11 protein-coding genes are annotated in these 13,869 nt (G+C 38.4%); 5 read left to right on the top strand and 6 right to left on the bottom strand.

Annotated features, from left to right (window positions below; all coding sequences use genetic code 11):
• Nucleotides 1–8 precede the first annotated feature (8 nt).
• On the bottom strand, nucleotides 9–3,539 hold the full coding sequence (gene smc, locus H4J46_RS08000) for a chromosome segregation protein SMC (RefSeq protein ID WP_259365737.1): 3,531 nt from the start codon (nucleotides 3,537–3,539) through the stop codon (nucleotides 9–11).
• Nucleotides 3,540–3,757: 218 nt separating this feature from the next.
• On the opposite strand from smc, the gene cysZ reads away from it, so the two are divergent.
• Both cysZ and H4J46_RS07990 read left to right on the top strand, forming a co-directional pair.
• Nucleotides 3,758–4,513 (top strand): sulfate transporter CysZ, encoded by a 756-nt coding sequence (cysZ, locus tag H4J46_RS07995; RefSeq protein ID WP_182233000.1) that lies wholly within the window; start codon nucleotides 3,758–3,760, stop codon nucleotides 4,511–4,513.
• A 345-nt stretch (nucleotides 4,514–4,858) separates the two neighbouring features.
• Complete coding sequence (locus H4J46_RS07990; protein WP_182232999.1) at nucleotides 4,859–5,236, top strand: hypothetical protein; 378 nt, start codon at nucleotides 4,859–4,861, stop codon at nucleotides 5,234–5,236.
• Between the two features lie 114 nt (nucleotides 5,237–5,350).
• On the opposite strand, the gene H4J46_RS07985 is transcribed toward H4J46_RS07990, so the two are convergent.
• The gene (locus H4J46_RS07985) at nucleotides 5,351–7,210 is read right to left on the bottom strand and encodes a M1 family metallopeptidase (RefSeq protein WP_182232998.1); all 1,860 of its coding nucleotides are present in this window, start codon (nucleotides 7,208–7,210) and stop codon (nucleotides 5,351–5,353) included.
• A gap of 91 nt (nucleotides 7,211–7,301) precedes the next feature.
• Nucleotides 7,302–8,168, bottom strand: a complete 867-nt coding sequence (locus tag H4J46_RS07980; RefSeq protein ID WP_182232997.1) for an OmpA family protein — start codon at nucleotides 8,166–8,168, stop codon at nucleotides 7,302–7,304.
• Between the two features lie 196 nt (nucleotides 8,169–8,364).
• Here H4J46_RS07980 and rnt point away from each other — a divergent pair, with 196 nt between their 5' ends.
• Complete coding sequence (gene rnt / locus H4J46_RS07975; protein ID WP_182232996.1) at nucleotides 8,365–9,060, top strand: ribonuclease T; 696 nt, start codon at nucleotides 8,365–8,367, stop codon at nucleotides 9,058–9,060.
• Between the two features lie 50 nt (nucleotides 9,061–9,110).
• Here the strand turns inward: rnt and H4J46_RS07970 are convergent, their stop codons facing one another.
• The 3 genes from H4J46_RS07970 to H4J46_RS07960 all read right to left on the bottom strand — a co-directional run bounded on the left by H4J46_RS07970 (nucleotide 9,111) and on the right by H4J46_RS07960 (nucleotide 10,765).
• A complete protein-coding gene (locus H4J46_RS07970) occupies nucleotides 9,111–9,497 on the bottom strand; it encodes a hypothetical protein (protein ID WP_182232995.1) in 387 nt (128 codons plus the stop codon).
• 236 nt (nucleotides 9,498–9,733) lie between these two features.
• Nucleotides 9,734–10,339, bottom strand: a complete 606-nt coding sequence (locus H4J46_RS07965) for a peroxiredoxin (protein WP_182135205.1) — start codon at nucleotides 10,337–10,339, stop codon at nucleotides 9,734–9,736.
• 84 nt (nucleotides 10,340–10,423) lie between these two features.
• Nucleotides 10,424–10,765, bottom strand: coding sequence for a Grx4 family monothiol glutaredoxin (locus H4J46_RS07960; protein ID WP_220461162.1), 342 nt, complete (start codon nucleotides 10,763–10,765; stop codon nucleotides 10,424–10,426).
• Between the two features lie 259 nt (nucleotides 10,766–11,024).
• Between H4J46_RS07960 and H4J46_RS07955 the strand changes: the two genes are divergently transcribed.
• Nucleotides 11,025–11,606, top strand: a complete 582-nt coding sequence (locus tag H4J46_RS07955; protein ID WP_182232994.1) for a Fe-Mn family superoxide dismutase — start codon at nucleotides 11,025–11,027, stop codon at nucleotides 11,604–11,606.
• A gap of 310 nt (nucleotides 11,607–11,916) precedes the next feature.
• Nucleotides 11,917–13,851 (top strand): PrkA family serine protein kinase, encoded by a 1,935-nt coding sequence (locus H4J46_RS07950; protein ID WP_182232993.1) that lies wholly within the window; start codon nucleotides 11,917–11,919, stop codon nucleotides 13,849–13,851.
• The last annotated feature ends 18 nt before the right edge of the window (nucleotides 13,852–13,869 follow it).

Raw genomic sequence — 13,869 nt, 5'->3', positions numbered from 1 at the left:
GCCTATGCTTATACTTCTGCCATGGCGATTGCTTCGTCAATATCAACCGCTACCATACGTGAAACACCTGGTTCAAACATAGTAACTCCGGTTAAATGTGACGCCATCTCCATGGCTATTTTATTATGGCTTATATATATAAATTGCACTGTTTGCGACATTTCTCGCACTAGATTACAAAAACGACTCACGTTTGCATCATCTAAAGGTGCATCCACTTCATCAAGTAAACAAAATGGTGCCGGGTTCAATCTAAAAATCGCGAAGACTAATGATAATGCGGTCAGCGCTTTTTCTCCACCAGATAATAGATGAATTGTGCTATTTTTTTTACCTGGCGGTCTGGCCATAATGGTAACCCCTGTTTCCAGTAGGTCTTCACCAGTCAAAGTTAAGTACGCTTGACCACCACCAAAGACCTTAGGAAATAACACCTGTAGGTCTTTATTAACCTGATCAAAGGTCAGTTTAAACTTATGACGACTTTCTTTATCTATTTTTGCAATTGCCGCTTCTAGGGTGCTTATGGCATCATTAAGATCTTGATTTTGTTGGTCAAGGTAACTTTTACGCTTGAATTGGCTTTCATACTCTTCAATGGCAGCTAGATTAATAGCCCCTAATAATTGTATATCTTTAGCCAATTTAATTAACTGCGCTTGCCAGAACGATTCTTTCGCATTGGCGGGCATGGCCTCAATAACACTATCAATATTTTGTTGTAACTCAGCGAGAATTTCCAAGCTACTTTCAGCTCTTAATTTAAAACCTTCGCTATCTAATTGTAAACGCGCTAACTGCTGATTAAGCGCACTGATTTTATTTTGACTGCTTTTTTGCTGTAATTCTAATGTCGCTAAACGTGTTTGGCTATCATTCAAAGTTTGCTGATTAAATTGCAACTTGTCATTAATGGCGACTAGGTTATCGAGCCATTCGGGTAATTGTTGCTCAAATTCTTGTATTGGCTGACTGTTATCGGTAAAAACTTGGCTATTACTGCTCAACCTTTGGGTCAATAAATTAACATTTTCTTGATTAGAACGAATACTTTGATCACTTTGCATACGCTGACTTTTAAGTTGTTCAACCACTAAGCTCGATTGATGTCGTTGTTGATACAATGCTTGGCTGCGCTTTTGAATTTGCTCAATTGACGCTTGTAATCGTGTTTGTTGTTCAGAAAAATCATCCACACTATGGCTGCTGTCATCAGATACTTGTGCTAATTGCGCTTGAAAATCAGCTAACTTTTGTTTAGCGATATGCTCATTGTTTAGCAAGTCATCTATTTGCTCAGTTAACTTTTGCTGCTGAATTTGTTGTTGTTCACTTGCCTGAGCTTTTAATGAAATTAAGTTGTTAAGCTCATTAAGTTTAGTGTAATTTAAGGTAATATTTTGACTGATAGCACTTTTTTCACTTGCTAATCGCACTTGTTGTTCGCTGGTTTGACTGTGCTGCTGCTCGGTATTTTGTTGTGTGCTCGATAAGTCCTGAATCGCAGATTGCTCGGTGGCAAGCTGGCGTTGCAAGCTAATATAGTCGTAACCTTGCTCAAGCTTGCCTTTGGTTAGCATGTGATGATGCAGCCAAGTGCCGTCTGGACAAATAATACTTTGGTGACTCGCTAAACTCGATAATTGCTGTTGCGCTTCACGATAATTTTTAGCCAAGAAAATATTATTAAAATAGCTAGTTAGCGCGCTAACACCACTAACTTTATGGGCTAAAGTATTCGCTTTAATTGCGCTTAACTCGATGCTATGTTTATGCATACTTTTATCTCGACTTTGAGCCGAACTTTCCGCGCTGTTTCGATAAACAAAACACAAGTTATCCGCCGTTAAGTTGCCATCCGTATCAGCGTTAGGTAAGGTTTCAATAACATGGCCTGCTAACCAATGGGATAATACCACTTCAACCGCCTGCTCCCAGCCATCAGCCACGTCAAGTTGACTTTGCAACGACACAACTTCAGTAATACTTTGCTGACTAAACCATATGGCTTGTTTTTCACTCCAAGGCGATGTATCAGCAAGTTTTATCTGTAATGCTTCAATCATTTGACTTTTAACCGTGTGCTGGCCAGCAGTTACCGCCAACGCTTGACTTAATTCTCGAGACACTTCCAGCAGGTATTCTGCTTTATCAGTTATCTGATCCTGTTGTTTTTGTAACTGTTCAATAGCCTCTGTTACCAGCGTTTTTTGTTGTACTAATGCCTGCTCAGCAGCAGGGTCTTGTCGTGGTAATAAAGCTATTTGCTGACGCAATTTAATGCTTTGCTGGCTAACCTGTTCAATAATGGTTTGTTGTTGAGTGATATAAGCATGTATGGTCAATTTTTTCTGCTGGTTTTTGTTACGCTTTTGCTGTTGTTGCTGCCATTGGCTTTGCAATTCTTTCTGTTCTACTTGCTGTTGCGCCAACGCTGTTTGACAAGTTTTTAACGTCGCCTCTGTCGCTTGTAGTTGCGGTTGTTGTTCATTTAATTGTGTATTCAACAATTGCAACTGCGCTTGCTCGGTTAAAATTAACTGTTGTGCATTGAGTAATTGCTGTTGGGTGAGTTCGTTGTCGGTTTGACTTTTTTCTGACTGTTCTTTTAAGTACTTTACTTGCTGTTCAGCGCGAGCAATATTTTGCGTTACATTAAGCTTTTGCTGATGCAGTGTTTGATTATTATCATTGCATGCCTGCATGCTGGCTTTTAATTCAATCATCACTAAATCATTTTGACTTAGCTCAGCATTTTGACTTTCAACTTTACTGTCAAGCGCTAGAATTCGCGTTTGATGTTGTTGACGTTGCTGATCAAATTTTTGCCAGCGTAACACCGCCAGCTCGGCTTTATATTTGCGTTCTTGTTGTTTCAAGGTACGAAAGCGTTTGGCTGCTTCTGCTTGTTGATGCAACTTATCAATTTGTACATCAAGTTCAAGACGAATATCACTGAGCCGTGCTAAGTTCTCTCTGGTGTGACGTATTCTAGTTTCGGTTTCTTTACGGCGTTCTTTATATTTTGATATGCCCGCCGCTTCTTCAAGAAACACCCGTAATTCTTGTGGTTTTGATTCAATTAAACGAGAAATAGTGCCTTGTTCGATGATGGCATAACTGCGAGGCCCTAAACCGGTACCAAGAAAAATATCGGTAATATCACGACGCCGGCACTTTGTGCCATTTAAAAAGTAAGTATTGATACTCTCGCGATTAACGACACGACGCACCGAAACTTGACTTCTGTCGGCCATATCACCTTGAATGCGGCCCTGAGTATTATCAAAAACTAGCTCAACACTCGCCTGGCCAATAGGTTTTCGACTGGCTGCACCATTAAAAATGACATCAGTCATGGCTTCACCACGCAGATTTTTCGCAGAACTTTCGCCCAAGACCCAACGCACAGCGTCAATAATATTAGACTTTCCACAGCCATTTGGTCCAACAATGGCGGTCATTTGTTGTTCAAAGTGAACTTTGGTGGGATCGACGAAGGATTTAAAACCTGCCAACTTTATATGCTTGAGTCGCATTAAATCGAAAAACCTAATCGCAATATTTTATTGGCTAAAATTAAAGCAAGAAACTCGCTAAATATCTATCAGTCAATAAAATTAAAATAAAACATCAGTAACTAACGTAACTGTATCAGAGATTGATGTACTTTGTAACATCACAATACTGTTCATATTAGCCTAAGGAACCTATAATCGGGCTATGAATATCAATTAGTTAGGTTAATAAAACAACAATGAACAATAATAATAAACCCCCTTTGGCTGACGGTGGTGCTGGATATTTTATCAAAGGCTTTGAGTTGATCCGCACGCCTGGCATTCGACGTTTTGTATTTGTACCCTTAGCGGTTAATTTGATCCTTTTTAGTTATGCGTTTTATTATATGTTTTTGCAGCTCGAAAGTTATATGCTGACTTTAGACGACTGGCTGGGCGAATCTTTTTCTTGGCTCAGTAATTTTATTTGGCCATTAGCGGTATTGTTTGTCTTAATTGTTTTTTCATTTGTTTTCAGCTCTGTTGCTAATTGGTTAGCCGCCCCCTTTAATGGTTTGTTATCAGAGAAAGTTGAGGCGTTATTGACAAATCAACCATTAAATAATGCGGGGGCTTTCGACGTTGTTAAAGACATTCCAAGAACGCTAAGTCGCGAGTTAACTAAACTGGGTTACTATTTACCACGCGCACTAGCTTTCTTTTTACTTTATTGGCTACTACCAGTTATCGGCCAGGTACTTTGGTTTTTATTTCTTGCTTGGATGATGGCAGTTCAATATAAAGATTATCCGTTTGATAACCACAAGATTAGTTTTAATCGCATGTGCCAAGCCTTGAAGCAACGCCAAGGGTTAAGTTATAGTTTTGGTATAACAACGGCCGTATTTTCGATGATCCCAATAGTAAACTTAGTTGTGATGCCGGTGGCTATTTGCGGTGCTACAGCACTCTGGGTTGACCATTATCGTGATGAATTTGTTGACCGTTCATAACAAATCAAATAACAGTCAATAAGTTGCTATATTTCAAACGATAAGCCCAAACATCATGCATGTTATGATGTTTTTTTAAACATGCATTTACATGTCGGTTAATGAACTCAACGAACATTTCACTATAATTTGACAGCAAAAAAAATCAACGGGTACACTAAATACTGACCTGGGTCATTAATTAAATGAGCTAGATTACGGCCTTTATTTAATGATTTATCGTTCTAATGATTAAATAAACAAGCCTGTCATGGCTAATTTTAATTAATATAAGTGATCATAGCATTGGTGATATGGGTTAAGGTTTATCATTAATATTACATTGAAATTTAAAAGGAACTGGCAATGAAATCACTGGGCTATATACCCAAAACCTCATTTTTATCCCGTACTCTATTACTGCTGATGTTAAGTTTTAATATCGATGCCGCAAGTTTTGAGTCAGAAACAGTTGATATTCCGGTTATTGAAGGCGCGCGCGTATTTGCCAAACTTGATGATAAAATACCTGTGGTGATCAATTACTTCACCTCAGTAACTGAAAATGGCGTAATAGCGTTTTATAATAAAAATTATGGTGAGTCGATTCAGCAAGAGCGCAAACGTGGCCGTTTAACTTTACACTACCAAAAGGATTTACAGCAAATACGTGTAGTTATTTCACAGCAAAACAAGCTGCGCCAAGTTGATATTATTGTTGATAAACGCGCAGTAGAGCCATAATTATTTATCTAAAAAGTTCAAAAGCTTATGGTTAGACATAAGCTTTTGAATATTAAATAGCTAACTCGATCATTAATTCAATAATTGATCACTACAACTAGACTTAAGTTGAACTTAATTTAACAAAATAGCGTCAACAGTACCCTGTGCTAGGGGGTGGTAGCCTGGACGTGCCTTTTTATATACCGCTTGTGCCCAACGCTTACCCTTTGCAGATGTTGCCAACTCTTTATATAAAGGCACAATTAGCTTACGTCTACCTATTGATTCTAAGTAGTTTGCCATCGCCGGATACACCTCGTCATAACCAGAGCGTAATGCTAACAAATACCAAGCATGAGCGACCTCGGCATTGCTACTCTTAGTGAGGTTAAAGGCGTCATCTAAACTGGCCATACGCTGATTTGAAATACTCAAAGGCAGATTATTAATAAAGTGTAACCACTCATGTAAGGTCCAATTTTGTGTCGGTATTTGCGCCAACTCGAGCTGATCACTGGTCCATTTTGAAATAGTATCATCAATTTTAATAAAAGCATTTGAGCGTGGCTTAGGGGCGTAACTGGGTAAACCTTGCTCATAAATCCATTCATTGAGTTCGACATCACTCACGATATTAGGGTATTTATCAGTTAAATTAGCTTTTAAATAAGTAACAAAGTTTTTGGTACCTAAACTTTGAAAGGCGTGATCATCAAAATATTGCATAATGAAGGTATCAAATTTTTCTCGGCCAAACTTTTCTTCTAAGTAAACTAAGAATAACTGCCCTTTGGTATAAGGTACGCCAGAAAAAGCATCATCAGGGTCACGACCTTTAAGGTCGATATACAACTGAGTATCACCTGGTGGTAGTTCAGCCATTTCATAACTTAAATTTTGCGCATCTAATGCGCGTTCCATTAAGGCTCTATCAGCGCCAAATACCGCTTCCATAATACGATTTTCAACATAACTGGTAAAACCTTCGTTTAGCCATAAATCGCGCCAGCTTTCATTGGTCACTAAGTTACCCGACCAAGAGTGTGCTAGTTCATGAGCAATTAAATTGACTAAACTTTTATCACCCGCAATTACTGTTGGCGTAATAAATGACAATCTTGGGTTTTCCATGCCACCAAAAGGGAAACTTGGTGGTAATATTAATAAGTCATATCGACCCCAACGATAGGCGCCAAAAAGCTTTTCAGTTTCATCGATCATCAATTGTGTATCATCAAACTCAGCAACGGCCCGATCTAAAATGTATTGTTCGGCATAAATACCGGTTTGCTTACTCATAGCTTTAAACTGTAAATCACCAACGGCAATAGCAATTAAATAAGCTGGAATAGCTTGCGGCATAGCAAACGAATAATCGCCATCACGCAAAGCATCAGGTTCATTGTTCGCACTCATCACCGCTAACAAGTCATCTCTGTTGGTAATGCGAGCGTTGTAAGTCATACGGACACTAGGCGTATCTTGTATGGGTATCCAAGAGCGGGCATGAATAGCTTGGCTTTGGCTAAACATAAAGGGTTTGTCTTTACCCGCGGTTTGCTCAGGGGATAACCACTGTAAGCCAGAGGCTTGCGGCAGTGAGTTGTAATAAACTCTAATCATTGGCGCTTGAAAAGGTGTGTTAATAGTTAGCTTTGAACCCATCACATCATCACGCTTAGCCAACTGGTAATTTAATTTTACCCACTGATTACTGACATTTTTTGCCATAACACGATGAATGTCTAAATCGCGGGTATCTAAATAAATATCAGTAACATCGTCGTCCAGCCAGTTAAGGCTTAATTCAGCAAAGCCCTTTAATGACTTTTGCTCAAAATCAACATTCAAGTCTAGATAAAGGTGGCTAATTTTTACTTGGTCATAGTTTGCATAAGTTAATGCATCGGCTGCTTGCGCCGAGGCTAATTGAACCCAGGCAAGCTGTACAACGCAAAACGTAGTGGCAACAAGGCGAACTAAAAATTTCATAAATCACATCCAAAGCTAAAAAGGCCTGTAGATTACAGTGAATCTACAGGCCTCTTCAAGTGCTATTTATTTTTAAGCGCTTAAGATAAGACTATGGCTGTTCCATACGGATAACAACTCGACGGTTTTTGCCACGGCCAATAATGGTTTCATTAGAAGCTACATGGCGCTTTTCGCCATAACCATTCGCTTCAATGCGACTCGCATCGATACCGCTGCTAACAATAAGTTCTCTGACATTATTTGCCCGGCGTTGTGACATTTTCAAGTTAGTATTTCGGCCACCATAACTATCTGAATAGCCATCAATCAGTACTAAGTCTAGCTTGGAATCAAGTGCTAAGTACTCAACAATCATATTCATCCGCTTTTGTGATGCTTTGGTTAATTTATCAGAGCCAAATTGATAGTTAAGTACGGTGTAAGAAATATCATCAAAGTTAAAGTCTAGCAAATTGCTCACGCAACTGACAAAGGCTTGATACGCTTGCTGAAAACGTGCGGTAGATAAGCCAACGGTAATTTTATCGTCATCACTATACCAGTCGTTATAGTAAAATGTTGGGCTCATCCCCTGATCAAGCTCATTAAGCATATTCCAGGCAATTTTTTTCGGTAGACCGGGTGAGAATTGTTTATGTAGTGTCATATTCGCCAACGTTCTACCGGCAATACCAGGTCGCCAATTAGGCGCTTCAGAACGTACTTCAGCTAAAGAATAGCTGTCAGGCAGACGCATCATTTCCAGTTCAAATTCCATATTCATTTTTCGGTTGGCCGAACTATAAAATTTGGCCTTACCATAACGTGGAATTTGATGTGATAAGGTGCATTGCAAGCGAGAATTATCGGTTAACTGCCAGCTAGAGTTTGAAATATCTGCGCGATATTGCCTAATCCCCGCATTTGTTTGGGCAATCAGTAATGATAATGTAACTAGCGTAATAGTTTTTTTCATAAAAATAATTTCATGTCAATTAAGGTAAATTTTATAGCGACATCCTTGCTATCGACAAAATCGTCAATAACTTTAACAGTTAATTAAAATATAGCCAAAAATAAATCCACCACTTTTAGTTTTGGGTGATGTCTTAACTGTTTATTTCTGCGATAATCTCAAATAATATTTTTGCTAACCAGTACCCTTTGCCTTTATGTCTGATAATAAAACAGCGACTAACACCACTACTGAAAAATCACTCTTTGCTCAACGATTTCGAGGTTATTTCCCCGTCGTTATTGATGTTGAAACCGCCGGTTTTAATTCACAAACTGATGCCTTACTGGAAATTGCCGCAACCACACTGATCTTAGATGAAACTACTGGCCAATTAAGTTTAGATGAGACCATACATTTTAATGTTGACCCTTTTGAAGGCGCTAACCTAGAACCAGCAGCATTAGAATTTACCGGTATCGATCCCACTAATCCGTTACGTGGCGCAGTAGATGAGAAAAAAGCGATAACTGAAATATTCAAACTCGTGCGAAAAAAAATGAAAGCGGTTGGTTGCCAGCGCGCGATTATAGTGGCACACAACGCAGCCTTTGATTTAGGTTTCGTTAATGCGGTCACTCAACGTTGTTCAATTAAGCGCTCACCTTTTCATCCTTTTGTTAGTTTCGACACCACAACCTTGTCAGGCTTAGCATTAGGGCAAACGGTATTAGCAAAAGCCTGCGCAACCGCGCAAATTGATTTTAATAATAGTGAAGCGCATTCGGCATTATATGACACAGAAAAAACCGCTGAGTTATTTTGTTATATCGTTAATAGATGGCAACAATTAGGTGGTTGGCCATTAATTCAACCCGAAGAAACTGCACAGGAAAGTTCTGCTGAAGAATAATTTTAGCGCTATCCCTGTGTTACACATCTATAACAGTTAACTGGCTAAAGTTAAAATAACGACTTTGCTTTTCGGCGATTGTTGACTCTGAAAAGAAAATTTCTTAATGCCAGCATCATTAAAAAAAAAGCTAGAAACTGTAAGCTGGGTAAACTGGTTTTTAATAACATAACCGTAGCAAAAGCAAAGTAACTATAAGGTAGGTATTCGTAAAGCCATTCAGGTAAAGTGTTTTTATTATTTGGCTGCTTTTCATTAGCTTTATAACGGTCAAGGCGACGATAGCCTGAGCGAGTAACCAAAGTTGCACAACCTGCCAGATAGAATAAACCGACAGAGGCAAATACAGGCCAGGTATCGTAAAAAGCAATTAAATAGCCACAAACTAAAAAATAAGCGTAGGGCCGATTTTCATAAATGCATTTTGGATAAAACATCAACATTCCTTTGTGAGTTTATTTTTTAGCTGGTCTTTGTCGCATTAGCTGGTCTTTGCAGTAAATAGTGATTTGTTTCACACCAAAAAAATTAATTATTAGCGAGCTTGATATTAGTTTAGTTATAAAATGCTATTTTTCAATGGCTTTTATATACCTTTTAAAATTTTCAGTAAATTTCAGCCACAAAAAAAGCCGCTAAAAGCGGCTTTTTAACTGATAAATTAACTTAAGCGTTAAAGTTTATCGGCGTTATCTTTAAGGTAAGCAGCAACACCTTCTGTCGTCGCTGTCATACCTTTATCACCTTTGTTCCAACCTGCAGGACATACTTCACCGTGTTCTTGGTGGAATTGTAAAGCATCAACCATACGGATCATTTCATCAACGTTACGACCAAGCGGTAAATCGTTAACCACTTGGTGACGAACATTGCCTTCTTCATCTATTAAGAATGAAGCACGAAAAGCTACACCAGCTTCTGGATGCTCAACATCATATGCTTTACAAATCTCATGTTTAACATCAGCAACTAAAGTATATTGAACTGGACCAATACCACCATCGTTTATCGCGGTGTTGCGCCATGCGTTATGAGAGAATTGAGAATCGATAGAAACACCGATAACTTCAACACCACGGTTTTTGAATTCTTCAATACGGTGGTCGAAAGCTAATAACTCTGAAGGACATACAAAAGTAAAATCAAGTGGGTAGAAAAATACTACCGCTTTTTTACCTTTAATGGCTTGTGCAAGATTAAAGCTATCTACAATTTCACCTGATCCTAAAACTGCTGCGGCTGTAAAGTCTGGTGCTGCGCGACCTACTAATACACTCATTATATTCTCCAATTTTTAAAATAAATTTAAATTACTTAATGTTAACCCCACCTGATATGGTGGTGTTAGGTGATAATTCAATAGTTATTCTGAACTTTCTGCTGCGCTATGCTTAGCAGCAGATTCAGTGATCAAGGTTTGTAATTCACCTTGCTGATACATTTCCATGATGATGTCACAACCGCCAACAAGTTCACCGTCAACCCATAGTTGTGGAAACGTCGGCCAATCAGCATATTTTGGTAATTCAGCACGGATATCAGGATTGAGTAAGATATCAACATAAGCGAATTTTTCACCACATCCCATCAACGCTTGAGAAGCCTGTGAAGAAAACCCACAATTAGGTAATTTTGGTGAGCCCTTCATGTAAAGAAGGATGCTGTTTTCACTGATTTGTTCTTTAATGCGTTCGATCGTATCCATAATAACCTCAAAAATTAATACTTATTGTGCTCAGTACTTAAAGTAAAACTGATGAAAATAAACAGAACAATAAATACTAAAGCAAAAAACTTATATATTAAAACATAATAGCCTTGATAAAACCTATGGTAATACCTATATACTTGAGTAAACTATGTAAGCTTTAATACTTGAGTAGTTTACTAGGTTTTAGAAAAACAAACTACCTCTTTAAATTAGCATAAGAATAATTTTTTATAATCACTATCTGGAGAATATAATGACTATCGAGTTACCCGCACTACCATATGCTATGGATGCACTAGCACCACATATTTCAAAAGAAACGCTAGAGTTTCATTATGGTAAGCACCACAATACTTATGTTGTAAAGTTAAACGGTCTTATTGAAGGTACTGATTTTGAAGGAAAATCTTTAGAAGATATCGTTAAATCATCAACAGCTGGTGTTTTCAATAATGCGGCACAAATCTGGAACCATACGTTCTACTGGAACAGTTTAAGCCCTAACGGCGGCAGCGAACCAACAGGTGCATTAGCAACAGCTATTGATGCAAACTTTGGCTCATTTGCAGAATTTAAAGAAAAATTCACTGCTAGCGCCATTAATAACTTTGGTTCAAGTTGGACATGGTTAGTTAAAAATGCTGACGGCAGCCTTGCTATCGTTAATACATCAAACGCTGCGACGCCGCTTACTGATGAAGGTGTTACACCCCTTATCACAGTAGATTTATGGGAACATGCTTACTACATTGATTACCGTAATCTTCGCCCTAGCTACATGGAAGCTTTCTGGGCCTTAGCGAACTGGGATTTTGCCTCAGCAAACTTCGCTTAATCGCTAAAGCAGATTAATTTCAATTTAAAAGGTCGGCATTCATTGCTGGCCTTTTTATTTGCCTTAAATTTAACTAATATACCTTAAAGTTAATTATCTATTCAATAACATAGCTTCCGCACTACCACCTTGTGGTTACAATTATTTTCGCTATTATTTAACCGTTTTCGTAATTAACATCTAAACTTATATTAATTAAAATAATAATGATAAAAAACGGTCTAATTAATATCTCGGGTTTGATAAGTAACATATCTCAAATGGTCGAATTATCAGCCTAGTCTGAAAGATTTATCTTCTGGAGGCAGTTATGAGTATTTTTCAACATTTCCAATCACGCTACGACGAAGCACAAGAAGAGTGCTATTCAATTCAAGACTTTCTCAGTCTATGTCGTCATGATCCTATGGCCTATGCTAGTGCAGCACAGCGGTTGTTAAAAGCCATTGGAAAGCCAGACATGATAGATACCTCGAATGAGCCTTGTTTAAGCCGCATTTTCTCCAACCGGGTTATTGCCCGTTATCCCGCTTTTAAAGATTTTTATGGTATGGAGGAAGCCATAGAGCAAATTGTGGCCTATTTAACTCACGCTTCACAAGGCTTGGAAGAACAGAAACAGATTCTCTATTTACTTGGCCCCGTTGGTGGCGGTAAGTCGTCATTGGCTGAAAAGTTAAAAGCGTTAATACAGCAAGAGCCAATTTATGTCCTGAGTGCAAACGGTAAACGCAGCCCAGTCAATGATCATCCTTTTTGTTTATTTGATGCCAATGCAGACGGAAAAATATTGCAACAAGAATACAATATACCCGCACGTTACCTCAGCACCATCATGTCACCTTGGATTGCAAAACGTTTACATGAGTTCAAAGGTGATATAGCAAAGTTTGAAGTGATAAAAATTTATCCTTCCATTCTTGACCAAATTGCCGTGGCTAAAACAGAGCCAGGGGATGACAACAATCAAGATATTTCTGCTCTGGTCGGTAAAGTAGATATTCGCCAATTAGAGCACTTTGCCCAGAATGATCCTGATGCCTATAGTTACTCAGGTGCTTTATGTCGTGCCAATCAAGGATTAATGGAATTTGTTGAAATGTTTAAGGCACCCATTAAAGTATTACATCCACTTTTAACGGCAACACAAGAAGGTAACTACAATCCGACCGAAGGCCTTTCCGCCCTGCCATTTAATGGTATTTTACTGGCACACTCCAATGAGTCTGAGTGGACAACCTTTAGAAACAATAAAAACAATGAAGCTTTTTTAGACCGAGTTTATATTGTCAAAGTACCTTACTGTATGCGCGTTTCTGAAGAAGTAAAAATTTATCGAAAACTATTAGAAAATAGTGAATTAAATCATGCCCAATGCGCACCAGACACCTTAGAAACCTTAGCCCAATTCTCAGTGCTTTCACGCTTAAAAGAACCAGAAAATTCAAGCATATATTCTAAGATGCGCGTGTACGACGGCGAAAGCTTAAAAGATACCGACCCAAAAGCAAAATCATATCAAGAGTATCGAGATTATGCCGGTATCGACGAAGGTATGTCAGGGCTTTCAACACGTTTTGCCTTTAAAATATTATCTCGTGTTTTCAACTTTGATCATTTAGAAGTGGCGGCAAATCCGGTGCATTTGTTTTACGTACTTGAGCAGCAAATAGAACGAGAGCAACTACCCAAAGAGATCAGTGAGCGTTATCTAACCTTTATCAAAGGTTACTTATCACCGCAATATATTGAGTTTATCGGTAAAGAAATTCAGACCGCTTATTTGGAGTCTTATTCTGAATATGGCCAAAATATTTTTGATCGTTATGTGACTTACGCTGATTTTTGGATCCAAGACCAAGAATACCGTGATGCTGAAACCGGGCAACTATTTGACCGTGAAGCATTGAACAATGAGCTAGAAAAAATAGAAAAACCTGCGGGGATCAGTAATCCAAAAGATTTTAGAAATGAAATTGTTAACTTTGTCCTGCGTGCAAAAGCCAATAATAATGGTAAAAATCCTTTATGGACCAGCTACGAAAAATTGCGCACCGTTATTGAGAAAAAAATGTTTTCAAATACCGAAGACTTATTACCTGTAATTTCATTTAACAATAAAACCTCCAACGATGATCAACAAAAACATGATGATTTCGTTGAACGCATGATGACTAAGGGCTACACAAAAAAACAAGTCAGATTGCTTTCTGAATGGTATTTACGCGTAAGAAAATCGTCTTAGGTTGTACTTAGTACCTCT

Source organism: Colwellia sp. MB02u-6 (genome assembly GCF_014077095.1).
Taxonomy (GTDB): domain Bacteria; phylum Pseudomonadota; class Gammaproteobacteria; order Enterobacterales; family Alteromonadaceae; genus Cognaticolwellia.
Note: the sequence above shows the minus strand (reverse complement) of the source record. Positions and strands in the feature narration are given on the sequence as shown.

Bases quoted from the DNA above. Each gene is read 5' to 3' on its own strand.
- smc (WP_259365737.1), bottom strand. From the start codon at position 3,539: ATGCGACTCAAGCATATAAAGTTGGCAGGTTTTAAATCCTTCGTCGAT.
- cysZ (WP_182233000.1), top strand. From the start codon at position 3,758: ATGAACAATAATAATAAACCCCCTTTGGCTGACGGTGGTGCTGGATAT.
- H4J46_RS07990 (WP_182232999.1), top strand. From the start codon at position 4,859: ATGAAATCACTGGGCTATATACCCAAAACCTCATTTTTATCCCGTACT.
- H4J46_RS07985 (WP_182232998.1), bottom strand. From the start codon at position 7,210: ATGAAATTTTTAGTTCGCCTTGTTGCCACTACGTTTTGCGTTGTACAG.
- H4J46_RS07980 (WP_182232997.1), bottom strand. From the start codon at position 8,168: ATGAAAAAAACTATTACGCTAGTTACATTATCATTACTGATTGCCCAA.
- rnt (WP_182232996.1), top strand. From the start codon at position 8,365: ATGTCTGATAATAAAACAGCGACTAACACCACTACTGAAAAATCACTC.
- H4J46_RS07970 (WP_182232995.1), bottom strand. From the start codon at position 9,497: ATGTTTTATCCAAAATGCATTTATGAAAATCGGCCCTACGCTTATTTT.
- H4J46_RS07965 (WP_182135205.1), bottom strand. From the start codon at position 10,339: ATGAGTGTATTAGTAGGTCGCGCAGCACCAGACTTTACAGCCGCAGCA.
- H4J46_RS07960 (WP_220461162.1), bottom strand. From the start codon at position 10,765: ATGGATACGATCGAACGCATTAAAGAACAAATCAGTGAAAACAGCATC.
- H4J46_RS07955 (WP_182232994.1), top strand. From the start codon at position 11,025: ATGACTATCGAGTTACCCGCACTACCATATGCTATGGATGCACTAGCA.
- H4J46_RS07950 (WP_182232993.1), top strand. From the start codon at position 11,917: ATGAGTATTTTTCAACATTTCCAATCACGCTACGACGAAGCACAAGAA.